Here is a 23,066-nt window from a genome sequence, read left to right as displayed (position 1 = left end):
AAAATAAAAAACTAAGGACATTTCTTATAAAAGAAATGTCCTTAAAACCCTAAAATCCTTTTTCCCAAATTTCATAATCTGCATGATCGATAAGCATAGCAGAAGAAAAATATGTTCCTTGTCCGTATTCAATACCTAGCTCTATTAACTTTTTCTTTTCTTCTAAAGTTCGTATTCCCTCAGCTATAATTTTCATATCAGTTTTTATAGCCATTTTAACCATATGTTCTACCATTAATGCTTTTATTTCATCTTTATGAACATCTCTAACAATTTGTTGGGAGATTTTTATAAAATTCGGTTTCATCTTTATTAATTCTACCATATTAGAGTTTCCCTCTCCAAAATTTTCCATAGCTAATTTGAATTTTAGCTCATGAGCAAAATTACGCCAGAATGCACTTCTTGGTATTCGTTGTGTAATTTCTAAAACCAAGTTCGTCCCTTGTAATTTATTTATGACTTTTTTGATAGTATGCCTGGTTGTATCCGATTGAAGTTTAAAAAATAATCCCTCTTCAATAAATGGCCTAAGTCTATTTAGATAATTACACAACTTATCACAAGCCAGCAATGTAAGCTTTTCTAAGTCCCCAGTAAGCCTAGCCTTTTCAAACATTTCATCTGGGAAAAATTCTAATCTTGAATCTCTGACTAATATTTCTAATGATTTAACCTTCCCACTTTTTAGATTTATAATAGGCTCTACAGTAAGTTCTATAGATTTGTTTTTTATTATACCTGAAATATGATAAGCCTTTTGATCAATCTTATAGATTGATTCCTTATCTAAATACTGACTTATGGAAGTTTCGTCTAAAAACCATTGAATACTACTACATGATGATAGACTAGGATTATATAAATCTATAAGTTCATGTTTTAAAACAGCTCTTAAGTTATACATTGTATATATCATTGCTGCCATTCTTTTATTTTCGTCCTTGGTTTTACGGATGAAGTTAAGTCCTGCAGAAACTCCAGCTAAATAAAAAGATGGCTCATATAGTTTATTTCTAGAATCCGAAAGCAAATAATCTATGCCATGTCTTAATTCCGGTATTATATCCCTTAATATACTAGCTCCATCACCATCAGGTATATCAACATATTTTACATTTTTTGTTAACTCTTCACATAAACTAATCCAAAATTTTCTTTGCTTATTATTATCAAACTTTAAATAATCCATTAGTGAATGTAATTCTAAATACCTTGTATCATAAAAAATGTTACTATGAGTTTGATAACTTCCAAAATCGATAATAGATGGTTTCTTCACTGAAACAATTATATTTCCTCCATGGAAATCTCCATGTATACAGGAATGTAAATATTTTATCTCACTACCTTTCCAAACCTCTTCATCTGTAAAGAATCTATAGGGATTGGGGAAAAATTTATCAGCTCCATCAATAACTAACCATTTTTTATCTTCATCAATCATTAAGGTCTCAAAAGCCCTTATAAGTTTTTCATCCATAAATCTATAGCCTAAGGAGGTTTTCATTATATCAATGGGAGATTTAATTTCTGAGGTATGCGGTTTATTCCAAGTATATAAAAATTTAGCTACTTGTTCTGAAGTTTGTTTAACTAATGCTAATTCATTTTCCAAAGAATATTTTAGGGTTTTAATTCCTAATACGTTATCTCCCCCAAGTTCATATAGCACTCCAAATCTTTTTAAATTATTTTTACATTGTATTTCCACTTCATCAATAATTTTAGGTATATATCCTTCAACTGCATTCTCTTTTGATTGTAAAAAGGCTTTATTATGTAATCCACTTTCATTCATTTCTTGAATCTTTAAAACTCCGAGTTTGCGAGATTCACCAAATTCCACAGTATATACCGCTGCACCAGATTCTCCATCATTTAATTCATTTATTATTTCTATAGGTTGATTTTCTTCCTTAAAGTTTTCTAAAACCATTATCTTCTCTTGCTGGCTTAGCATATTTTACCCCCTGTATCAGTTATTGTGATTACACTATTATTTATAATATAGATAAACATACATTTCTCCAGACTTACTAATTTTCACATGTTAATATTATAAAATTATAAACCATTTCTAGTGAATTTAACAATGTATAAACTATTAACTTCTATAAATTTTATGGTTTTCACTAATTATAGGTTAATTCACACTTATATTTATAGATAATCTTTTTTGGGTATGCAAAACATAATCTTCTTAATTTGATTATACTACAAATATATTATATTGCTATAAATAGAAAAAATCACACAAGTTTATAATTTATAACTCTTGTATGATTTTAAAATTTCTCCTGCTAAAGCCATGTTTAAACTTTAGTTAGCTAAATAACTTTCTTGTGCAATAGTACTTATCTTCTCTTTTTTCTAAGTCAAACTCATTTATAGATGTAATTCTATCATGTTGCTCTACATGAAGCACATATCCCTCCTCATTTTTATTTATAAAATAAACTTTTGTATAATTCATAATCTCTACTTTATCCCCAAAAATATCATAAATTAATAGTGGTATCTTATTTAGCATATATATCTACCCCTTTTATATTTAATAACTATAAATTAATAAATATTACGGTATACAAATATTTATGCTTAAAATTTTGATATCTTTGATTTATTCTTTTATATTTTATTAAAATATAGGATATAAAAAACTTAGATTAACAAATCAAAAAAACTTTCGAAATAAATTCGAAAGTTTTTTTAATAAAATGTATCATCTAATCAAATCATTACCTACTATGATGATATATTAATTTCCTAATGTTGCCACCATAACTGCTTTTATAGTATGCATTCTATTTTCAGCTTCATCAAATACTATTGAAGCTTCACTTTCAAATACTTCGTCTGTAACTTCAACACCATTCATTCCGAATTTTTCAAATACTTCTCTACCAACTCCAGTTTTTAAATCATGATATGCTGGCAGACAGTGCATAAATTTAGTATCTTTATTGCCTGTTAACTTCATCATTTCTTTATTAACTTGATATGGTTTTAATATATTAATCCTTTGCTCCCACACTTCATCTGCTTCTCCCATGGATACCCAAACGTCAGTGTATATAACATCTGCATCTTTTACTCCCTGCGCTACATCATCCGTAATAGTGATTTTTGCTCCTGTATCACTGGCTACTTCTCTACATTTATTAACTAGTGCATCTTCAGGAAATAATGAATTTGGGGCAACTATTCTAAAGTCCATACCCATCTTGGCAGCTCCTATCATAAGTGCATTTGCCATATTATTTCTTCCATCACCAGCATAAACAAATTTGATTTCATTTAACGGTTTAGAAAAATGTTCTTTTATAGTTAAGAAGTCTGCAAGGATCTGTGTTGGATGGTCTTCAGTAGTTAATCCATTCCAAACTGGCACTCCTGCATATTTTGCTAGTTCTTCAACTACTTCTTGTCCATATCCTCTATATTCTATTCCATCATACATTCTTCCAAGAACTCTCGCTGTATCTGCTACGGATTCCTTTTTACCAATTTGAGTGCCTGTAGGTCCAAGGTAAGTTACATGTGCCCCTTGGTCTAGTGCTCCTACTTCAAAAGCACACCTTGTTCTTGTTGAGCTCTTTTCAAATATTAATGCAATGTTTTTACCTTTTAATGTTTGCTGTTCTGTACCTGCATATTTAGCTCTTTTTAAATCTCTAGCTAAATCAAGAAAATAATTAATCTCTTTTGGTGAAAAATCCATAAGTGTTAAAAAATTTCTATTTCTTAAGTTAAACATAATAAATTCCCCTCTCTTATCAATACTAAATTTTTTTATAGTTATATTAAATCTTCTCTATAGAATGGCATAGACATACATCTAGGACCACCTCTACCTCTTGATAGCTCACTAGAAGCCATTTGAAGTACCTTTATGTTGTTTTTATCTAAAATCTCATTAGTAACATAATTTCTCTCATAAGTTATTACGGTACCAGGAGATATAGCTAGTGTATTTGATCCATCATTCCATTGTTCTCTTCCTGCTATAACCTTATCCCCGCCACCACAGCGTATCAAAGTAATATCTTTTTTTAAATGATTAGAAAGTATCTTTTCCAAACTACCTTCTTCTTCTCTAAATATTAATTCCTTATTCTTATGATCATAAGTTATTGCTGTTACCTTTAAAGTACCTTCTATTCCTGGATGAACAGTAAATTTATCATAATCGATCATTGTAAATACAGTATCTAGATGCATGAACGCCCTAGTTTTAGGGATATCAAAAATTAAAATTGTTTTAAAAGATTCACCATTTTCAAATATATTCTTAGCCATACTTATAACCGCTTCTTTATCTGTTCTTTCACTATGTCCAATGGCAATAACGTCTTTTGACAAAATTAATTCATCGCCACCTTCAATATTATATACCTCATTTCTATCATACCACAACGGAATACCTGAATCCTTCAGTTCTGGATGATATTTAAAAATATATTTTCCAAACACTGTCTCACGTCTTCTAGTTTTAGTTTTCATAGAATTTAAGCTTATTCCATTTCCAATACATGCAAATGGATCTCTTGTAAAATATAAGTTAGGCATCGGATCCATTATAAATGGATACTCATCATAATATTCTTTAATCTCAATCTCTTTTTTTCTTATTCCTGACATGACCTTATCTATCATTCCCTTTTCTGACAATGAATATAAATAATCCTTCAGAGATGTTATGATTCTAGTCTCGTTTATACCACATTCATCTATAACTTCGTCTAGAAATAATTCCTTAATTTTGGGATCTTTTACTGCTTCTACTACTAAATTTTCAAGATATAAGGTTTCAACACCATTTTCTTGCAATATCTTAGCAAAATTATCATGTTCTTCCCTTGCTACCTTTAAGAATGGAATATCATCAAATAAAAGTCTTTCTAGATACTCTGGTATAAGATTTTCAATTTCTTCCCCTGGTCTATGTATAAGAACAGTCTTTAAATTTCCTATTTCTGAATAAATATTGATTTTTCTCTTATCCATCCTCTTTTAATCCTCCTATTTGAGATAATTAGTATACAATTTTTGTTCCTGATAAGCCTTTTAATGCTTCTTTAGCTTTTGACAATGATGCTATAATAGCTGTTTTATCTTTATTATTCATTATGAATTTCTTACAAGCCTCCACTTTGGGTAGCATACTCCCTGGAGCAAATTGCCCCTGCGTAATATAATTATTAAGCTCTTCAATATTAATTTGTTTAAGTTCCTTTTGATTTGGCTTATTATAATTTACGCAAACTCTATCTACTCCTGTTAATATTAAAAGCACATCTGCGTCTAGTATTTCTGCAAGTTTCTCAGCAGCAAAATCCTTATCTATAACTGCTGCAACTCCTTTAACCATTCCGCCTTCACGAATAACAGGTATTCCACCACCACCACATGATATAACCACATTTCCCATATCAACTAATTCTTTTATTAAATCTTTTTCTATAACATCAATAGGCTTTGGAGATGCAACCACTCTTCTATAACCTCTTCCTGCATCTTCCTTCATTATATAACCATGTTCTATTTCTAACTTTTCAGCTTCCTCTTTTGTATAAAAAGAACCTATTGGTTTAGTTGGGTTTTTAAAACCTTGATCATCTTTATCAACTACTACTTGAGTTACTATAGTTCCTACCGTCTTATCTATACTTCTATTTCTTAATTCTTCACCTATAGCATTTTGAAGATGATATCCTATATATCCCTGTGAAAAGGAACCACATACATCAAATGGGAACAATACATTTCCTTCATCGAACTTTTGGGCAGCTTCTATTGCTGCAACAATTTGACCTACTTGAGGCCCGTTTCCATGGACTATTGATATTCTGTGTCCATCTTCTATAAGATCCACTATTGATTTAGCTGTTTCCTTGCATGTTTTAAGCTGTGCCTCTGGACTTTTGTCTTTAGGATCTGATTGAAGTGCATTTCCGCCTAATGCTAATACTATTTTCATAACTAAACCCCCAAAATATTTTTAATTTTTACAATAATTTTATATTATCCATATTTTTATACTATCCTCTTATACAATCCTTGTCAACCACTACGATTTAATTTTACTTGCATAAGTATTCTCGCCATCTCCCATTGAATTATTAAATATAAAAAAAACCGACGTCTTACTTGTATAAATATATATATTTAGTGAATAAATTTTATAAAAATTTATTTTATATTTTTACATTTTATTTGACATAATAATATTTAACACATATAATAATAGTAATATATACCCCTAGTGGGTACAAGGAGGATAATATATGAATATTTCTTTTGATGAGGTTACTAAAAATGCTTTAAGCAACCAGCTTTTAAAAAAGGGTAAATCTTCAGTTAGATTACTTATAAAAGGCTTTGGTTGAGGAGGCCCAATATTGGGTGTTGCTCTGGACGAGCAACAAGAAGACGATATTTTAGAATCAGTAAACGGAATAAACTTTATAGTAGACAATGAGTCTTCATTTGTTTTTGAAGATACAAAAATCATGTACGCTAAAAGCATATTTGGAGAATCATTTAAAATAACAACTGCTGATACTGCAAATAGTTCTTGTAAATAATAATTCCCTATAAAAAAATAAAAGACCTATATTTTATAGGATCTTTTATTTTTTTAATATTTTGTTTTTTAAGATTCATAATCGCCTACAATTTTTTGAACTAATTTTTTTATAGCACTTGCTTGCGATACTAAATTCATTACAATCAAAAAAACTGATATTCTTTCCTCGTCACTTTCTTTTAAATCTAGTGAATCAATTATTTTTCCTAATTTTTCTTTATCACAAAACTGCTTTTGAGAAAAATCATCAAAACTTTCCTTTTGCATATCTGAAAAGAATTTATAAGCGTTTTCCCATGAAATAATATCATCATCTCTATCATTAATTTCATTAAAAGCCAACCTAAAAACTTTTTTAATCTCTTCTGCTGTAAGTATGGGTCTCATATGGCTAAGCAATACTAACTGCGCAAGATGTAATTTTGTATAGCCTCTTTTTTTACTATCTTCGGGTTTTGATATAACTTCGCTTTTTATATAATTCTGTACTATATTATTAGTGTAATTGTCATCCTCAAATTTATCATTTAAATAATCAATAACTTGAGATAAAAATAAGTCATATTGAGGTAATTCCTCATATGGAATTATACTATTTTCTGATATTGATTTTGCTAATAAATTTATACTTTCCAGGGTAAATTTAGCCTTCTCCAAGTTTTATCACCTTCCCAAAATTAATATTTTAAATAAAATATGCTTTTTAGTCTGTCAAATATAAACATAATTATATTTTTATTATAAGGTAAATATAAACCCATTACAAGTTATTTTCTATATGCTATTTTTTTGCATTTTCTTTAATCCTATAAATATAGGTTACTTTATATTTTTATATAAAAGTGTATTTATAAAATATAGTATATATAAAGAAATATATTACCATAATAGTATTAATAAAATTTATATATATAAGCTATTAATTTTATTAAGTATTTTTCATCTTATATAAAAGGGTACCATTAAGGAGGTTGCTATGACAATACTTAGTAGACTATTTTATCTTATAAAATCTAAAATAAGCAGTATTTTAGATGAATTAGAGAACCCCTTAGAGCTACTAGATCAAAAAATAAGAGATATGGAGTTCATTTTAAATGATGCTAGGATTTCATCTGCTAAAATCTTAGGTAATATACATGAAATTGAAAGAAGACTCGAAAGCTTATCTAAAGAATCTGATGAATATATTGTAACAATTAAACTTGCATTAAATAAAGGTAATGAAGAACTGGCTAAAAAAATCCTTGAAAAAAAATTAGATAATGATAAATATTTTAATTCATTAAACACAAGTTATAATCATGCAACTTCAAAAGGTGAAGCTTTAAAATTACAACTAAGGCAACTACAGCAAAATATATATGATATAAAAATATACAAAAATGAAGCATTGGCAAGATACAATGCAGCTGAAGCTCATAAAAAAATAAATGAAATCATTGGCAATACATCAATTAAAAATACTTCTTTGTGCATTTCAAATATTGAAGCGAGTATACAAAAAAAAGAATGCTTTATATCCGCGCTGACAGAACTCGATTTTGATAATGAATTGTATAATGAAATAACAAGTCTTACCAATCTAGATTTAAACTTAGAACTAAAAAAATACATGTGATTTAACTCACAGTTAATATTGCAGATAGATAAATTCTAAATATTACAATTAAATTATCCACAGTTTTTAACATTTAATCAACAGAACCTGTGGACAACTTAATTTATATTTAAATCACTATTTATAGGCTTTTACATATTAAAAGTAATTCCGACAAGTTTATTATCCACATTGATCATTATAGGCTGTGTATAACTTGTTAATTCTTATGTGGAATAAACAGTACCATATTACTTATCACCCTTCAATTTTCATCTTTTTCTGCTATTTCTTTTTCTATTATTTTAATGAATTATTGTAGTCCGCTAAAAATTTCGCTATGCCCTTATCAGTAAGAGGGTGTTTAATCATATCCATTATTAGGTTGTACGGAATTGTAGCTATATTAGCCCCAACTTTTGCACAGTCTAAAATATGTATAGGATTTCTAATGCTAGCAGCTATAATTTCTGTATTTATGTTATACATTTTAAAAATTTGAGCTATATCTGAAATTACTTGTGAACTAGATGTTCCTATATCATCTAATCTTCCCATAAAAGGACTTACATAGTTTGCACCTGCTTTTGAAGCAAGCAATGCTTGTTGAGGTGAAAATATTAAAGTAACATTTGTTTTTATATTTTCTTTTGAAAGAATATTAACAGCTTTCAGGCCTTCCTCACACATAGGTATTTTAACAACTACGTTTTTATGAAGCTTTGAAAGTTCTCTTCCCTCTTCCACCATCTTACTGGCGGTCATATTTATAACCTCTGCACTTATTGGTCCATCAACAATAGCACATATCTCTTCTATTACTTCTTTTATGTTTCTGCCTTCTTTTGCTATCAAAGAAGGATTTGTGGTTACTCCATCTATTATCCCTAATTCTGCGGCTTTTTTGATTTCGTTTACATTTGCAGTATCAATAAAAATTTTCATATTATTCTCTCCTTCGTTTTAAAAATATTTACTTCATAACTATATCACTTTGTTTAGATCAACACATTAAAATTAGCAAATATTTCTTATCGCAATATGACTTTTATTTCTTTCTTCATTTGTTTAATTTTAGAAATTGCGTTTACAATAAATTTTCTTTTTTTTTACAATCTATTAGTTTAAAATAATTTTCTTCTTTATTTTTAATTTCTATTTTATAATTATTTCCACTAATGCTAAAATAGTTAAACTTCTTGATAATTTACATATTATTTTTGTTTTTTTATTTAATAGATTATTAGATAACCAATTATTAGTGCAACCCTTCGACATATATTAATGGATATATCCATAAAATTACTATTTTACTTTTCATATATTCTTATATTGTAAAACCGTCTTTTCATTGCGTTTTATGATTTTATTAGGTATTTTTAGCTCTATTTATTGATTTTAAAGACTTAACAAGTATAGTAAAAATTTGTATTTTTTTTAAAAAATATATTGACATTTGTATTATATGGTAGTATATTAACTTTAGATGGAATTAAATATTAATTTTGTAATATTAACTAAATTAATCAAGTGAAATTTTGACTTTATACGTCATATTTATTAATATTTCAATATTAAGATGTCGGAAATTGTTATCCTAAGGAGGAATTATTATGAAATCAACAGGTGTTGTAAGAAGAGTAGATGAACTTGGAAGAATTGTTATCCCAATAGAACTTAGAAGGACTCTAGATATTGCTGAAAAGGATGCTTTAGAAATTTACGTTGACGGAGAGCTAATTATTCTAAAAAAATATCAGCCAGCTTGTATTTTCTGTGGTGATGCCAGAGATGTAGTTAACTACAGAGGCAAAAACATCTGCAAACCTTGCCTAGAGCAACTTAAACAAGAAAAATAAATTAAATAATTAAGTAAAAAGAATCCTATAATTTATAGGATTCTTTTTACTTAATTATTTGATAAATACATATATATAGCTATTCAACAAAAAAATGATTTTCTTCCCACAAAAAACAGACTATCTGAAATAGCCTGTCCAATATTAAACTTATTTAACTCTTCTTGCAGTAAGGTAATCGCCTCTCGTCAATGCTGATATTTTAATAACATCTCCGGTACGTGGTGCATGAATATATGAATTATTGCCTACATACATTCCCACATGATGCGGATCTGAACTTGTACCAAAGAAAATTAAATCTCCAGCTTGTAAATTTTCTCTAGCAACATATGATCCTTCAGTTATCTGTGTAAATGTAGTCCTAGTTAAGGAAACACCAAAATGACCATATACATATTGCATAAAACCAGAACAATCAAAGTTTTCAGGACCTGCAGCACCCCAAACATATGCTGTTCCTAAAAAATTACTTGCATAAGCAACTACAGAATCAGTGCTAAGTGATGAAGCTCCTCTAGATGGCGTGTACTTAGGTACTTTAGCTATTGTTGCTTGTATTTGCTCCATAGTAGCATTTACAGTTGCTTCTGCATCACCTATTTTGCTAGCATATAATTTTTTTTGCTTATCAGCTTCTGTAATTAATACTTCTTGTTCTTCTCTTTTCACCTTAATGTTAGCTATTTTGTTTTCATTATCAGTTTTCAAAAGTACTAATTTAGTCTTTTCAGTTTCAAGTGTTAACTTTTTATCTTCAATTTTACTCTTTTTGCCTGTTAACTCTCCGATAATTTTATTATCATATTCAACAATTTTTTTAATGTTATCAACTCTTGAAATAAGATCTTCTATTCCCTCTGAGTCCAATAAAATTTCTACATAGCTATCCACACCATTTATATACATGCTTCGCATTCTCTTATTAAATAAGTCTTCCTCTTCTTTAATACTTTCCTCTGCAACTTGTATATCTTTTGTGGTTTTTTCTATTTGCTGCTCCGTTTCGCCTATTTTAGCTTTTGCTTTATTTACTTCTGCATAAATTTTTTCTATGTTTGCATCCATTTTTTCAATAGAGGCTTCTATGGCATCAACCTTACTTTGAGCTTGCTTATATGCGCTCTTTTGCTCCTCAAGCTGAGTCTTTTGATTTTTAAGCTTGTCTGATAACGGGTCTGCAAATATTGGCATACTTATTGTAGTAACAAGTCCAAGTGTTACTATCAATGATATCATCCTTCTACGCAATGTAATTCCCCCTATATATATATATATATATATGTATTATTTAAACATTTTTAAATCAACATTTTTAAATCAACAATTTTATTATAACACTACTTTAAACCAACCTCAATGAAAAACATAAATTGAAATGTAAACTTTTTGACACTTTTTTAAATTTCAACGTATATTCTCAATAAAATTGCAAAAAGCGTTTTATTTCTTATTTTTGTATATTAAATGTTCAATGAATGCTTATATATTTCAGATTTAGCCATACCTCTATCTTTTGCAACCTTTTTCATAGCATCTTTTTTATCCGTTCCGGCCTTCATATATTTTTCTATATGTTCCTCTATAGTTAGTGTATCCCATTTTGATCTTTCATCTTTATCTATATCTTCCTGACTCTTTCCTTCAATTACTAATACATATTCGCCTCTTGGAGCTTTCTCTTTATAGTATACTATAGCCTGTTCTAACGTCAGTCTAATTATTTCTTCATACAATTTTGTAAGTTCTCTACACATTGATATTTTTCTATTACCAATATTTTCATATAAAAATTCTAATGTGCTTAAGAGTCTATGAGGAGCCTCGTAAAAAATTAAAGTTTCGCTCCTGTTTAATAAGTCATCAATGATAGGCTTTCTTTCTTTATTCTCTCTAGGTAAAAATCCTCTAAATATAAATTTTGTAGTATCAAGTCCTGAATATACAAGCGCAGTAGTAATTGCTGTGGCTCCAGGTAAGACTTCAAATTTTATATTTTGCTCTATGCACTTTTGAACTATTACACTTCCAGGGTCTGATATCCCCGGTGTACCAGCGTCACTAATTATAGCTATATTTTTACCCTCTTTAATCTGATCGATTAAATTTCCACTTTTACCTTGTTCATTATGTTGATGATAACTTATAAGCGTTTTTTTTATATTGAAATGATTTAATAGCTTTAAACTTTGCCTTGTATCCTCTGCTGCTATTATATCTACATTTTGTAGCACTTCTAATGCTCTTAGTGTAATATCCTTTAGATTTCCTATAGGAGTTGGAACTAAGTATAATTTTCCTACCATTCTTACCACCCTTTACTTTGATATTTGCATTAAATTGTATCCGAATTGTACATATCAATAATTTCCTGAGTATAACCACCATCTTCACTGTGAACATAAAGAGGTGTCTCCCATTTTAAAAAGGTTCCCCCATCTCTTTGCCCCTCTATAAGTACAATGTTTGGTGCCTTATTCACGCTAGGATGAACCATTCTTATACGTTTAGGCTCAATTCTATGCTTCCTCATAGTACATAGAATATCAACTAATCTATCAGGTCTGTGTACCATATACACCCTTCCGCTATCTTTCAGTAGAATTCTAGTTGCAACAATTACGTCTTCTAATGTACAACAAATCTCATGTCTTGCTATTGCATTTTTATCATTTAAATTTATCAAACCTGAATTTTGAAGTTTATATGGTGGATTAACTGTAACAATATCTACTTTAGGAATGCTTTTAATAAGTTCTATATCCTTTAAGTCTCCACATATAAATTTCATTTTATCTTCCAATTTATTTAATTTTATGGAACGATTGGCCATTTCAACAAATTCTTCTTGAAGTTCTACACCAATTAAATCACTTGCATAGGTTTTACCTGCTAATATGAAAGGAATTATCCCTGTGCCACTGCATAAATCAACAACTTTGGCATTTTTTCTTACCTTAGCAAAATTAGCAAGTAATACTGCATCCACACCAAACCTAAAATCGTCTTTTTTTTGAATAACTTGAATACCCTTTAAATTAAGATCATCCAAAGTTTCATCATTTCTTAAAAACTCCATTATGCATCTCCTCTCTATAAAATTTATGTTAACTATGTAAATAGCATTAAAAGAAGTATACCTCAATTTTTATTGCTAAATCAAGGGGCTACCATTTATAAAATAATAAATTCATTATTCATAGTTTATAAAACTACTATTAGTAAGCATTGCTGAATATATATTAATTATAGAATAATTGATTTTGATGAGGTTAAAATGGAATTAATATTATACCCTTTTAAAAATATAGTTTTCAATAAAAATTCTGTACTATTAGATGCCTCTTTCGTGCTTAGCTTGATATATGATGATGATATTAAACATAGTGATTGTCTATCATGCTTAAAACAACTTTCTGAAGGAAGCTCGCAATTTTACACTACCAGTATCATATCTGCCGAAGTTTTAAATCAAATACTTTACAAATTATTCATTAGTGACATTGAATCCAAAATAAATAATACTAGCCCCTATAACTCAATTGACAACATTAGGTCTATAACAGGTAGCTTTAGCCGCCATGACACAAAGATATTAAAGCAAAGGAAAGAAGATAGGCTTATTCATATTCCATATAAAAGGTATTTTGATAATATTTCCAAAAATTCTATGAGAAGAAACCTATTGAATATCTATTACAATAAGTCCGTAGAAATAATTTCCGAACTAGAAAAAATTATAAATATAAAATACCTCAACATTTCTGAAGAGTGTATATCCCTAGTTAAAATTTTCATGTGCGAAAACTTATTGTCTGTAAATGATGCCTTCCACCTAGCTACTGCGGAGTACAACAATATAGATTTTCTACTAACTTTGGACGGCGATTTTCTTTTTGCTGAAAGCAGTAAAATGAAAATCCTTAAAATTTAAACCATTTAGATTAATTAAGCTAAAAAAGAAGCGTATTTTAATTTTCTCAAAATACGCTTCTTTTTTAGTTGTTATTTGGGAATATAAATATGTGTTCCTTCTTTAATTTTATTCTCATTTGTAATTTTATTTGTTTGTTTTATCATTTCTATAGCCTGTTTTACAGCATAAGAAGGCATGTTATTTTTAGCAATTGAACTTAAGGTATCTTGCTTTTTAATAGTGTATTCCTTAGTATTAACATTTGAATCTACAGCCTTTGCTGTTGCTCTTGCTTTTTCATAAGGAATTACTATCTTCTGCCCCTCTGAAATCTTATAAGATTCATCTATACTATTTCTATTTCTAATAAATTCAACAATTTTGCTTTTATCCTGACTGGGCATATATGTTTTTGCTATACTGAATACTGTATCATCTTTTTTAACAGTATAAATCCCAACATTACTTTTGTCATTTATATAAGCAGCATCCATTTCATTAGTACTTTCACCCTCAGTATTTTCAATTCCTTGCTGTGTTTTCGTAGCGCCTAGGTTACTTTCTTCATTTTCATTTTTTAGTACCTCATTATTTTTTTTAACTATACTATCATCCTTTGTTTTTACATTAGTAGCAGTTTCTCGTCCTCCAATAAATCTTAAAGAAAAAAATACTCCTAAGATTACTACAACAATAGTAGATACAGTAATTATTCCTTTTTTCATTCTCATATTTATAACCCCTTTCATATCTATTAGTAAATTATTTACATTCAAATTATTGACATAATTTAAAAATCTCATACATAAAATATATTTTTGTTTAAATTAATCTTATTAAAATACATTTAAAGTATCCTTGCCAAACAAAAAGAGGTTGTTAACTTTGCATATAAGTTAACAACCTCTTTATTTCCTATTTTATAAATTTTAGTAGTAGTTGTCAGTTGACTATCTACTACTTAGCTTCTATTCTCTGCATAACTTCCTTGGCTGTCATTCCAGTTGCATCAATAATTGGAGTGCTTGAGATAGTATCCTCTATTCCCATAATGTTTTGATTTTCACCTGTAACAACAATTGCATCATATTTATTTAAAAAATTGCCTGCATTTTTCTTTCTGTTATCAAACTCTTTCACTGTATATCCTTCTTTGCATAAGTAATCACTAATTATGCCCAATCCATTTTGTACTGCCACTTTCTTCATACTTCATACCTCCCTTCAAAATTATTATCTCCAATAAAAAAAAGAGTATTCACAGGAAGTAATTATACTTGTGTCTTTAATATTGTAAAAAAATACCGAATAAATAGTTATCCAAACCATCTACTCGGTATTTATAAAACTCTAATTGTGGGTCTTTTTTGTTTTTTTATATAACTGCGTACCCAGCATCTTCAATAGACTCAATTAAATTATCTAATGAAACAAAATAATCATCATATATTATTTCTATTTCTTTGCTTTCACTATTTATTTGGCAAGCAATAACTCCTTGATTATTTGATATTGCCACATTAATGTTACTAATATCATCTGAAGTATTCATATTGCATACTTTTATAACTGACTTCATTTATATCCTCCTAATTATCTTTGAATAATTCTTTTATTATATATGAATCTTCTTCATTTCCAACCAACTCCAATTTAATATCTGCAACAACTACAGTATCTTCATAGCTTCCTGAAATTAATGTTAGGTCTTCAATTTTAACCTCCACTATTTCTTCATCACTACCATTAAGTTTTATCTTAATTTTAACAGCTTCTTTTACTACACTGTTCCCGATAACTTCTGCTCTACCATAAGGTGTATCAACTATGGAGCCTAAAGTAGGTAATGTTTTTCTTATTTTTTCATAAGTATCCTGCTCATAATTTAGGCAGCACATTAGTCTCCCACATATGCCTGAAATTTTTGTAGGGTTTAATGATAAGTTTTGCTCTTTGGCCATTTTTATAGAAACTGGTGCAAACTCTCCTAAAAAAGTTGAACAACACATAGGTCTACCACATGGTCCAAGCCCACCTATCATTTTGGCTTCATCTCTAACGCCTATTTGTCTAAGTTCTATTCTTGTTCTAAATACAGCTGCAAGATCCTTTACGAGTTCTCGAAAATCTACTCTTCCATCTGCTGTGAAGTAAAATATAACTTTATTATTATCAAAAGTATACTCTACATCTATAAGTTTCATATCAAGTTCATGTTTATGAATTTTATCTAAGCAAACCGCGTAAGCTTCCGTTTCTTTTCTTTTATTTTCAGCATCTTTTTCTGCATCTGCATCTGTAGCCTTTCTAATAACGCATTTTAGAGGAGATACTATATCATCTTCTTTTATTTCCTTTATTCCAATAACACATTCTCCAAATTCTATACCTCTTACTGTTTCAACGATAACCTTATTTCCCTTTTGAATATCTATATCGTTTGGGCTAAAATAATATATTTTACCAGCTTTTTTAAATCTTACTCCTATGACTGTAACCATTTTAAACCTCCTGCATTTTAAGTAGCATTACCTGAAACGTAAGCCCTGGGTTAACGTTCCTATCTAAATTCTCTCTAGTATCGTTTATTATATTTATAATACCATTTAATTTGTTAAATGAAAATATATTGGCTAATTCTTTTATACTTAATAACTTATCTATGTTAATAATTATATTTTCTTCTTCAATTTCTTTATATATTATAGTATCCCTAATATACGAAAGAAATGCAGTTAATATTTCTTTAAAGTTTTCTTTTTGATCCGATAATTTCTTTTCATATTTCATTAATTCTTCAGTTCCCACTTTACTAAGCTTAAGTAATATTTCCAATGTAATATTTCTAATATTTTTAAAATTATTATCGAAAAGAAATTTTTCTGCTCTCCCAGGTATTCCATCACTAAAAGCCACAATAACTTTTGTTTCCTCTAACGATAAACTTGGATGATTTATTTTTAGAAATTTTTCCATTTCATCTACAGTTAAGCTTTTTAATTTATGTATTTGACATCTTGATTTTATTGTATCCAATATTACTTCTAGATTTTCACATAGCAAAAGTATAGTCACATTCTTAGGTGGCTCTTCAATTGTTTTTAAAAAAGCATTTTGAGCTTGGGTTGTCATTTTATCAGCTTCATAAATAATTATGACTTTCTTATCCCCCTCATAGGGTTTTTTATTAATTTCTTCAATTAAAGTTCTTATAGAGTTAACTCCTATTGTACTTTTACTTTTTTCTATGTGCCATTCCACCAAATCAACATATTGCATATCTTTATTTTTTCCTAAAATCTTAAACCCTATATTCCTAGCGAGTATGCTTTTTCCTATTCCATCCTCTCCAACTAAAAGATGAGCATGTGATAGTTTATCTAAATTTATAGATTTACTTATTTGGTTTTTTATATTATTATGGCCTATTATGCTCTCAAAACTCATTTTAGTCCTCCATATGCATATAAGCAAGTATAGATTTATATACTTGCTTATAAATAGTTATAACTTTATATATTTATCCACATCAACTACAAATACATTTGCTCCACCTGCGTCCACTTCAATGGGAAATGGCATATATACTCCTGTAGATCCAGCTACTGGTGAAGGTGATGTTACTATTTGCTTTCTTGACTTGCACACATCTTTTATAATAGCTAAAACTTCATCTACCTTTTCTTTCTCTACACCTATTAGCAATGTTGTATTTCCTGCTTTTAAAAAACCACCTGTAGTCGCGAGTTTTGTAACTCTAAAATCTTTGTCTGTTATTACTTCAATTAAATCGCTTGCATCATCATCTTGTACTATTGCAATAACTAATTTCATATAATCCCATCCTTTTATAATTTTATTTTTTTAATAGCTTTTATTATATCTTTATGTACTTCATCTACATTTCTATTACCATTGATTACTTCTATCTTATCATATTTCTTACAAATATCTAAGTAACCTTCAAAAACTTTTTTATGAAACTCATTTCCACTATTTTCTAAACGATCTAAAGTCCCTTGCATTTTTTTCCTCTTTAGACCTTCTTCATAAGGAATGGTAATCATAAAAGTTAAATCCGCCTCTAGTCCATCTAAAGCAGCTTCATTAATGCTTCTTATTCTTTCCATACCAAGTCCTCTACCTATCCCTTGATACACCATTGAAGAATAAACAAACCTATCACATATAACCATCTTACCAAGTGCTAATGCTGGCTTTATAACCTCACTCACTAGTTGTGCACGAGATGCTGCATAGAGTAATGCTTCACACATATCGCTCATATTAGAATTATCATTGTCTAGTATTATATCTCTGATTTTCTCGCTAATTTCTGTTCCTCCTGGCTCTCTTGTTCTTACTACCTCATATCCTGCCTCTTTTAGATACCCTTCTAATAATTGTATTTGAGTAGTTTTTCCTGAACCATCTGGACCTTCTAATATTATTAGACGACCTATTTCCATGCAATCCCCTCCACCAATATATATATTAATATATAACAATAATAATATCTATTTCTCTACTATTGCTACTTTTCCTTCATTAATTCCAAGCACTGTTACATTGCAGCGCATGTAATATTCTATGACAGCTATAGTATGCTCATCTATCCTTTCTCCAGGCATTACAATAGGTATTCCTGGTGGATATGGGACTATTGCTACCGCACTTATTTTACCCTCTAAATTTCTTACCTCCACCATAGTTTTTTCTCTATCCATTACTTCATATGGGTGCATAAGCGAAACTGGAATATCGTAATCTATTAAATCTACATATTCTTGCTTTAAAGTATTCATATCACAGTCTTTAAGCGCTATATATAAGGCCTTAAACTCTTGCTGCGAATTAAATGGAGAAAATATTAAAACTACATTTCTACTATCACTCATTTCAGCTTGAATTTTGTTTACTCTTAAATATTCTAATAATTTATGCCCACTGTAATCTTTGGGTACATTTAGTATATACCTAGTTAAATCCATAGTATACTTATTAATGTCTTTATCATATATTCCTGACATCTCACGTAAATCTTCAGGGCCTAAAACATAAAATTTATTAAGGCTATTAATTTTTTCTCTATAAAACTGGCAGAGTTCAATTAACTTTTCATAGTCATTTTCACCATACTCCTCCATATAAAACCTTGCATAATCCATAGAGCATAAGAGCATATAGGAGGGACTTGTACTTAAAAAAGCACTTACATAAAAATCTACTTTACTAATATCAATCCCTTCTCCTACATGTAAAAAAGCTGTTTGTGTTAAGCTAGGTAGTGTTTTATGTGCACTCATGACTACCATATCCGCTCCCATTTTCAAAGGACTTTCAGGTAATAACATAGATGATCCAAAATGAGCACCATGTGCAGAGTCTACTAATACCTTCATGTTATATTTTCTAGCTATTTCAATAACATATCGTAAATCTAAGCATATACCATAATAATTAGGGTAGGTAACGATAATCCCTTTAGCATCTTTATTTTTATTAATTAAATATAAAAAATGCTCCTTATCTAAGGGAAAAGGAGCATCATATTTCGAATTAATTTTATTTTTAATATATACTGGTTTTAATTTTCTCATGATAATGGCATTAAATATGGAACGATGACAATTTCTCTCTACTATAATTTTATCACCCTCATTGAAACATGAAAAAATCATAGCTAAATTCCCACTAGTACTCCCATTCACTAGAAAATAAGATTTAATACTTCCATAGTATTCACTCAACAACTTTTGAGATTCTTTTATTATGCCTTCTGCACAATGAAGATTATCTACTCCATCAACCTCGGTGATATCTCCTTTTATGAGATTTTCATAAAGCTCCCTTCCTTGCAACGTTTTTAAAAACCCGAGTCCACCCTTATGACCTGGCATAGAAAAGGGAATATTCTTTTCTTTTATATATTTTAACACTCCTTCTACAAGTGGTAATTTTGACAATCCTTAGTCACTCCTCTTGGCAAGCACTGTACCAAAGTCTTTCTTATACAGTTCTTGTAATATTCATAGAAATCTGTATTAGCCTTTGCCTTTATAATTCTTCCTTCGCAATTCACACAAATTCCTCTTCCATTTATTATTATACCATCATTTAGAGGCTTTCTACATATAATACATTTTTCTTTTTTCATAATTTCCCCCTTAAACTTGCTCTTTTAAATCATATCTTGAAATGCCGTTAAAACTAACTAAAGTATAGCCTCTTATTATATATTTTATTCAAGTAAGTACGGTTTCTTATTTTGTCCACATAATTATTGGAAATATATTTATCTACATTTTAAGTCAAAACAAGCTATTAAAAATTGTTATATGACCTTATAAAACTTTATTTGTTATTATCAATATATTTATGGACCTTAGGTTATACTAACTGTGTTAATAATAACAAAAATTTGAAAGGAGATTGTTCCATGAGACAAAAAATTATAAGTTATTTAAGCACTATAAAAGAAGATATATATAATTTATCTAAATATCTTTATGATAATCCAGAAACAAGTTATAAAGAATATAAAGGTTGTTCTTATATAATAAATATGCTTAAAAATCATGATTTTGAAATACAAGAAAACTATTGTAATATTCCTACTTCCTTTTACGCTAAATATGGAAGTGGTCACCCTAAGATATGTTATATATGTAAATACGCATCTACAGAAAATGCAGGTCATATTTTTGGTAATAACGTGAATGCAAGTATTTCTACTGCAGCGGCATTAGGTTTATCAAAGGTAATCTCTAAAATTGGAGGAACTGTAATTTTACTAGGATGCCCAGGTGGTTACTCCAATGGAGCAGAACTTATTTTAACGAAAGAAAAATGCTTGGATGACATAGATATTATATTTGCACCTCACTGCGATATAAGCAATGCGGAAAGTGGTACTTCCATGGCTACCATCCCAATTAAAATTGTGTATAATCAAGATATTAACACTAATAATAAAGAGATTGGTAAATTTTCATCTTTAGATGCTTATTTATATATATTTAATACATTTAGTCAATTGTTAAAGTTAAACAACAGTTGTTATATTGATGCTGTCTCCATAAGTAATGCTTCCTCTTGCGCTAACTCACATTCTCAATCAGGGGCTAAACTTTATTTGACAGCTACTAAAATAACCGAGGCTAAAGTATTAGAAAAAACTATGGGTGATTTTGTGAAGTCACTGTCTGGAATAATGAATATAACTCCAGAGATTAGCCTATTTGAATTACCTTCAGAAGAACTTTTGACTAATAAATCACTATCAAGAATATTTACACATAACTTAAAAGAATGTGGCATTATTAATATTGATCCTTGTAAAAACGCAACATATGGCCTCGGAATAGGAGCTATAAGCCATGTTACGCCGTGCATATACCCCTCAATAGCTATTACAAATAAATCCCTAATAAGTTGCCCATCAACAGCATTTGCTTTAGAAACTCAAACAGACTTTTGCAAAAGTAATATTATAAGAGCTGCTGAAGCTCTTGCTATAACCGGCCTAGACATTATTGAAAAGCAAGATTTATTAAAAGAAATTATAGTTGAATTAAAATAGCATAAAATTAGTATTGTTAAATATCTTTGCGATAAAAAAAAGAAGTATAATTTTAATCCAATTATACTTCTTTTATATATTTACCAATTATTTTTAAAATAATGGTTTTGCTTTTAATGACCTAATTTTATTCATAAGACCTTCGCTAGGCTCAAAGTAAAACTTTTTGAATTTATCTCCTGCTTTATATACACAACAAAACTTACTTCCATTAAATGTAGAACATATATACTTTTTACTGCTACTAATATGAATGTGTGTATTACAATTACTATGTTTACCGATAAATTCTATATCCTTTAATTTAATGTCCTCTAGTATTTTAGACTCTTCACCTCTTATTTTATGAATAATGAATTGGTCTGCAACAATAGAATACTTATACTTAATCTTACATCTTGAAAATTCAATAAAACAAAGAGCTACCATTAATGTATTAAAGAACATAGTTATGAATGTTTTTAAATTTATGCTACCTATATTTATCTTAGGTAATAAGTCTGATAGGCATATAAATGTAATTAGTGTAATAAACAACACCACCACAACTGGAAACTTTTTTCTTTGAACCATCTCTTTATACATAAAATTTTAGACCCCCTAAAGTAATTTAAAATGTTAGGCATAAATAGTTTTGTGTCCAACATATGTGATTATACTAGCATTTCATACATTAATCTACTTGTACCAAGTTCCCTATAGTGTGTATAGCCTCAGTATATTAGCATATTACTTGCTTAGGCTAATTTGTATGTATCAACATATGTATTTCTAAGTTTATCTCTAAATTGCTACTTTTCATAAAAATTTATGTATATTTTATTTATTTATATATCTTAACTAATATAAACTTAGTATAAGTATATCAGTATGAATGTAAACTTATACATTTTAGCTTGTAAAATTAGCTATTATACATTTTTTCATTTTACAATATTTTATATAATTGTCTACTTTATAATTGATATGCAGTTTTCCTTCAACATATACACTCAAAATATTGAACGTAAAAAAGCACTTTGTATTATTTACAAAGTGCTTTGGAGGCGCCACCCGGATTTGAACCGGGGAATAAAGGTTTTGCAGACCTTGACCTTACCGCTTGGCTATAGCGCCATAACTGGTGGCTAGACCAGGAATCGAACCAGGGACACGAGGATTTTCAGTCCTCTGCTCTACCGACTGAGCTATCCAGCCACATTACCTGGCGACGACCTACTCTCCCACAAAGTTACCCCTGCAGTACCATTGGCGCATTGAAGCTTAACCGACCTGTTCGGTATGGGAAGGGGTGTTACCTTCATGCCATAATCACCAGATTGAGAAAATTATATTCTCTCAAAATTGCACAGTGAAATTATCTTCTCGCTTTCGCTTGAAGCTTACGCTTTATATATATTAAGGTCAAGCCCTCGACTTATTAGTATTAGTCAGCTGAACATGTTACCATGCTTACACCTCTAACCTATCAACCTGGTGTTCTTCCAGGAGTCTTACTAACACCGTGCTTACGCACG

General features: G+C 29.2%; 25 protein-coding genes, 2 tRNA genes and 2 rRNA genes. 5 read left to right on the top strand and 24 right to left on the bottom strand.

Annotated features, from left to right (window positions below; all coding sequences use genetic code 11):
* Positions 1-49: 49 nt before the first annotated feature.
* The 5 genes from Ctaglu_RS00145 to arcC all read right to left on the bottom strand — a co-directional run bounded on the left by Ctaglu_RS00145 (position 50) and on the right by arcC (position 5,983).
* Positions 50-1,963, bottom strand: a complete 1,914-nt coding sequence (locus Ctaglu_RS00145; RefSeq protein WP_124996845.1) for an EAL domain-containing protein — start codon at positions 1,961-1,963, stop codon at positions 50-52.
* Positions 1,964-2,326: 363 nt separating this feature from the next.
* Positions 2,327-2,533: a hypothetical protein gene (locus Ctaglu_RS00140; protein ID WP_124996843.1), complete on the bottom strand. Its 207-nt coding sequence runs from the start codon at positions 2,531-2,533 to the stop codon at positions 2,327-2,329.
* Between the two features lie 228 nt (positions 2,534-2,761).
* Complete coding sequence (gene argF / locus Ctaglu_RS00135) at positions 2,762-3,760, bottom strand: ornithine carbamoyltransferase (RefSeq protein WP_124996841.1); 999 nt, start codon at positions 3,758-3,760, stop codon at positions 2,762-2,764.
* A 41-nt stretch (positions 3,761-3,801) separates the two neighbouring features.
* On the bottom strand, positions 3,802-5,010 hold the full coding sequence (gene arcA / locus Ctaglu_RS00130) for an arginine deiminase (protein ID WP_124996839.1): 1,209 nt from the start codon (positions 5,008-5,010) through the stop codon (positions 3,802-3,804).
* Between the two features lie 28 nt (positions 5,011-5,038).
* The gene (gene arcC / locus Ctaglu_RS00125) at positions 5,039-5,983 is read right to left on the bottom strand and encodes a carbamate kinase (protein ID WP_124996837.1); all 945 of its coding nucleotides are present in this window, start codon (positions 5,981-5,983) and stop codon (positions 5,039-5,041) included.
* A 421-nt stretch (positions 5,984-6,404) separates the two neighbouring features.
* On the opposite strand from arcC, the gene Ctaglu_RS00120 reads away from it, so the two are divergent.
* Positions 6,405-6,590, top strand: coding sequence for a hypothetical protein (locus tag Ctaglu_RS00120; RefSeq protein ID WP_124996835.1), 186 nt, complete (start codon positions 6,405-6,407; stop codon positions 6,588-6,590).
* Positions 6,591-6,658: 68 nt separating this feature from the next.
* Here Ctaglu_RS00120 and Ctaglu_RS00115 read toward each other — a convergent pair whose 3' ends face one another.
* Entirely contained in the window at positions 6,659-7,249 is a 591-nt protein-coding gene (locus Ctaglu_RS00115) for a DUF1836 domain-containing protein (RefSeq protein WP_124996833.1), read from the bottom strand.
* Positions 7,250-7,568: 319 nt separating this feature from the next.
* Here Ctaglu_RS00115 and Ctaglu_RS00110 point away from each other — a divergent pair, with 319 nt between their 5' ends.
* A complete protein-coding gene (locus Ctaglu_RS00110; RefSeq protein ID WP_124996831.1) occupies positions 7,569-8,213 on the top strand; it encodes a PspA/IM30 family protein in 645 nt (214 codons plus the stop codon).
* A 279-nt stretch (positions 8,214-8,492) separates the two neighbouring features.
* On the opposite strand, the gene fsa is transcribed toward Ctaglu_RS00110, so the two are convergent.
* On the bottom strand, positions 8,493-9,137 hold the full coding sequence (gene fsa / locus Ctaglu_RS00105; protein WP_124996829.1) for a fructose-6-phosphate aldolase: 645 nt from the start codon (positions 9,135-9,137) through the stop codon (positions 8,493-8,495).
* A gap of 668 nt (positions 9,138-9,805) precedes the next feature.
* On the opposite strand from fsa, the gene Ctaglu_RS00100 reads away from it, so the two are divergent.
* The gene (locus Ctaglu_RS00100; protein WP_124996827.1) at positions 9,806-10,051 is read left to right on the top strand and encodes an AbrB/MazE/SpoVT family DNA-binding domain-containing protein; all 246 of its coding nucleotides are present in this window, start codon (positions 9,806-9,808) and stop codon (positions 10,049-10,051) included.
* A 150-nt stretch (positions 10,052-10,201) separates the two neighbouring features.
* Here Ctaglu_RS00100 and Ctaglu_RS00095 read toward each other — a convergent pair whose 3' ends face one another.
* The 3 genes from Ctaglu_RS00095 to Ctaglu_RS00085 form a co-directional block, all read right to left on the bottom strand.
* Positions 10,202-11,302, bottom strand: a complete 1,101-nt coding sequence (locus Ctaglu_RS00095) for a C40 family peptidase (RefSeq protein WP_124996825.1) — start codon at positions 11,300-11,302, stop codon at positions 10,202-10,204.
* A gap of 212 nt (positions 11,303-11,514) precedes the next feature.
* Complete coding sequence (gene rsmI / locus Ctaglu_RS00090) at positions 11,515-12,357, bottom strand: 16S rRNA (cytidine(1402)-2'-O)-methyltransferase (protein ID WP_124996823.1); 843 nt, start codon at positions 12,355-12,357, stop codon at positions 11,515-11,517.
* A gap of 29 nt (positions 12,358-12,386) precedes the next feature.
* On the bottom strand, positions 12,387-13,130 hold the full coding sequence (locus Ctaglu_RS00085) for a tRNA1(Val) (adenine(37)-N6)-methyltransferase (RefSeq protein ID WP_124996821.1): 744 nt from the start codon (positions 13,128-13,130) through the stop codon (positions 12,387-12,389).
* A gap of 198 nt (positions 13,131-13,328) precedes the next feature.
* On the opposite strand from Ctaglu_RS00085, the gene Ctaglu_RS00080 reads away from it, so the two are divergent.
* The gene (locus Ctaglu_RS00080) at positions 13,329-13,985 is read left to right on the top strand and encodes a PIN domain-containing protein (RefSeq protein WP_124996819.1); all 657 of its coding nucleotides are present in this window, start codon (positions 13,329-13,331) and stop codon (positions 13,983-13,985) included.
* Positions 13,986-14,056: 71 nt separating this feature from the next.
* Here the strand turns inward: Ctaglu_RS00080 and Ctaglu_RS00075 are convergent, their stop codons facing one another.
* The 9 genes from Ctaglu_RS00075 to Ctaglu_RS00035 form a co-directional block, all read right to left on the bottom strand.
* Complete coding sequence (locus Ctaglu_RS00075; protein WP_185732547.1) at positions 14,057-14,698, bottom strand: LysM peptidoglycan-binding domain-containing protein; 642 nt, start codon at positions 14,696-14,698, stop codon at positions 14,057-14,059.
* Between the two features lie 226 nt (positions 14,699-14,924).
* Positions 14,925-15,176, bottom strand: a complete 252-nt coding sequence (locus Ctaglu_RS00070) for a YkuS family protein (RefSeq protein WP_124996815.1) — start codon at positions 15,174-15,176, stop codon at positions 14,925-14,927.
* Between the two features lie 166 nt (positions 15,177-15,342).
* A complete protein-coding gene (locus tag Ctaglu_RS00065; protein ID WP_124996813.1) occupies positions 15,343-15,546 on the bottom strand; it encodes a heavy-metal-associated domain-containing protein in 204 nt (67 codons plus the stop codon).
* Between the two features lie 10 nt (positions 15,547-15,556).
* A complete protein-coding gene (locus Ctaglu_RS00060; protein WP_124996811.1) occupies positions 15,557-16,468 on the bottom strand; it encodes a PSP1 domain-containing protein in 912 nt (303 codons plus the stop codon).
* Between the two features lies 1 nt (position 16,469).
* Positions 16,470-17,414: a DNA polymerase III subunit delta' gene (locus tag Ctaglu_RS00055; protein WP_124996808.1), complete on the bottom strand. Its 945-nt coding sequence runs from the start codon at positions 17,412-17,414 to the stop codon at positions 16,470-16,472.
* A 57-nt stretch (positions 17,415-17,471) separates the two neighbouring features.
* On the bottom strand, positions 17,472-17,801 hold the full coding sequence (gene darA / locus Ctaglu_RS00050) for a cyclic di-AMP receptor DarA (protein WP_124996806.1): 330 nt from the start codon (positions 17,799-17,801) through the stop codon (positions 17,472-17,474).
* A 14-nt stretch (positions 17,802-17,815) separates the two neighbouring features.
* Entirely contained in the window at positions 17,816-18,436 is a 621-nt protein-coding gene (gene tmk / locus Ctaglu_RS00045; protein WP_124996804.1) for a dTMP kinase, read from the bottom strand.
* A gap of 48 nt (positions 18,437-18,484) precedes the next feature.
* Positions 18,485-19,933, bottom strand: a complete 1,449-nt coding sequence (locus tag Ctaglu_RS00040) for an aminotransferase class I/II-fold pyridoxal phosphate-dependent enzyme (RefSeq protein WP_124996802.1) — start codon at positions 19,931-19,933, stop codon at positions 18,485-18,487.
* Positions 19,912-20,124, bottom strand: a complete 213-nt coding sequence (locus Ctaglu_RS00035) for a sigma factor G inhibitor Gin (RefSeq protein ID WP_124996800.1) — start codon at positions 20,122-20,124, stop codon at positions 19,912-19,914. Before Ctaglu_RS00035 ends, Ctaglu_RS00040 begins: the two co-directional genes overlap by 22 nt.
* Before the next feature lie 282 nt (positions 20,125-20,406).
* Here Ctaglu_RS00035 and Ctaglu_RS00030 point away from each other — a divergent pair, with 282 nt between their 5' ends.
* Positions 20,407-21,549 carry a zinc-binding metallopeptidase family protein gene (locus Ctaglu_RS00030; RefSeq protein WP_124996798.1) on the top strand — a complete coding sequence of 381 codons (1,143 nt, stop codon included), beginning with the start codon at positions 20,407-20,409 and terminating at the stop codon, positions 21,547-21,549.
* 93 nt (positions 21,550-21,642) lie between these two features.
* On the opposite strand, the gene Ctaglu_RS00025 is transcribed toward Ctaglu_RS00030, so the two are convergent.
* From Ctaglu_RS00025 to Ctaglu_RS00005, 5 genes are all read right to left on the bottom strand, one after another.
* Entirely contained in the window at positions 21,643-22,134 is a 492-nt protein-coding gene (locus tag Ctaglu_RS00025; protein WP_124996796.1) for a DUF6106 family protein, read from the bottom strand.
* Positions 22,135-22,590: 456 nt separating this feature from the next.
* Positions 22,591-22,665 (bottom strand) — tRNA-Cys (locus Ctaglu_RS00020).
* A gap of 5 nt (positions 22,666-22,670) precedes the next feature.
* A tRNA-Phe gene (locus Ctaglu_RS00015) sits at positions 22,671-22,746 on the bottom strand.
* Positions 22,747-22,751: 5 nt separating this feature from the next.
* Positions 22,752-22,868, bottom strand: a 5S ribosomal RNA gene (gene rrf, locus Ctaglu_RS00010).
* An 81-nt stretch (positions 22,869-22,949) separates the two neighbouring features.
* Positions 22,950-23,066: ribosomal RNA gene (locus tag Ctaglu_RS00005) — 23S ribosomal RNA — on the bottom strand; the annotation flags it as partial.

The sequence above is a fragment of the Clostridium tagluense genome, assembly GCF_003865095.1.
GTDB classification, from domain to species: domain Bacteria; phylum Bacillota; class Clostridia; order Clostridiales; family Clostridiaceae; genus Clostridium_AD; species Clostridium_AD tagluense.
The sequence above is the reverse complement of the archived record's forward strand: the minus strand, read 5'-3'. Positions and strand labels throughout refer to the sequence as shown.

Bases quoted from the DNA above. Each gene is read 5' to 3' on its own strand.
- Ctaglu_RS00085 (WP_124996821.1), bottom strand. From the start codon at position 13,130: ATGGAGTTTTTAAGAAATGATGAAACTTTGGATGATCTTAATTTAAAG.
- darA (WP_124996806.1), bottom strand. From the start codon at position 17,801: ATGAAATTAGTTATTGCAATAGTACAAGATGATGATGCAAGCGATTTA.
- arcA (WP_124996839.1), bottom strand. From the start codon at position 5,010: ATGGATAAGAGAAAAATCAATATTTATTCAGAAATAGGAAATTTAAAG.
- Ctaglu_RS00100 (WP_124996827.1), top strand. From the start codon at position 9,806: ATGAAATCAACAGGTGTTGTAAGAAGAGTAGATGAACTTGGAAGAATT.
- Ctaglu_RS00060 (WP_124996811.1), bottom strand. From the start codon at position 16,468: ATGGTTACAGTCATAGGAGTAAGATTTAAAAAAGCTGGTAAAATATAT.
- Ctaglu_RS00075 (WP_185732547.1), bottom strand. From the start codon at position 14,698: ATGAGAATGAAAAAAGGAATAATTACTGTATCTACTATTGTTGTAGTA.
- Ctaglu_RS00025 (WP_124996796.1), bottom strand. From the start codon at position 22,134: ATGTATAAAGAGATGGTTCAAAGAAAAAAGTTTCCAGTTGTGGTGGTG.
- Ctaglu_RS00110 (WP_124996831.1), top strand. From the start codon at position 7,569: ATGACAATACTTAGTAGACTATTTTATCTTATAAAATCTAAAATAAGC.
- tmk (WP_124996804.1), bottom strand. From the start codon at position 18,436: ATGGAAATAGGTCGTCTAATAATATTAGAAGGTCCAGATGGTTCAGGA.
- Ctaglu_RS00055 (WP_124996808.1), bottom strand. From the start codon at position 17,414: ATGAGTTTTGAGAGCATAATAGGCCATAATAATATAAAAAACCAAATA.
- Ctaglu_RS00070 (WP_124996815.1), bottom strand. From the start codon at position 15,176: ATGAAGAAAGTGGCAGTACAAAATGGATTGGGCATAATTAGTGATTAC.
- fsa (WP_124996829.1), bottom strand. From the start codon at position 9,137: ATGAAAATTTTTATTGATACTGCAAATGTAAACGAAATCAAAAAAGCC.
- Ctaglu_RS00080 (WP_124996819.1), top strand. From the start codon at position 13,329: ATGGAATTAATATTATACCCTTTTAAAAATATAGTTTTCAATAAAAAT.
- Ctaglu_RS00035 (WP_124996800.1), bottom strand. From the start codon at position 20,124: ATGAAAAAAGAAAAATGTATTATATGTAGAAAGCCTCTAAATGATGGT.
- Ctaglu_RS00065 (WP_124996813.1), bottom strand. From the start codon at position 15,546: ATGAAGTCAGTTATAAAAGTATGCAATATGAATACTTCAGATGATATT.
- arcC (WP_124996837.1), bottom strand. From the start codon at position 5,983: ATGAAAATAGTATTAGCATTAGGCGGAAATGCACTTCAATCAGATCCT.
- Ctaglu_RS00145 (WP_124996845.1), bottom strand. From the start codon at position 1,963: ATGCTAAGCCAGCAAGAGAAGATAATGGTTTTAGAAAACTTTAAGGAA.
- rsmI (WP_124996823.1), bottom strand. From the start codon at position 12,357: ATGGTAGGAAAATTATACTTAGTTCCAACTCCTATAGGAAATCTAAAG.
- Ctaglu_RS00030 (WP_124996798.1), top strand. From the start codon at position 20,407: ATGAGACAAAAAATTATAAGTTATTTAAGCACTATAAAAGAAGATATA.
- argF (WP_124996841.1), bottom strand. From the start codon at position 3,760: ATGTTTAACTTAAGAAATAGAAATTTTTTAACACTTATGGATTTTTCA.
- Ctaglu_RS00140 (WP_124996843.1), bottom strand. From the start codon at position 2,533: ATGCTAAATAAGATACCACTATTAATTTATGATATTTTTGGGGATAAA.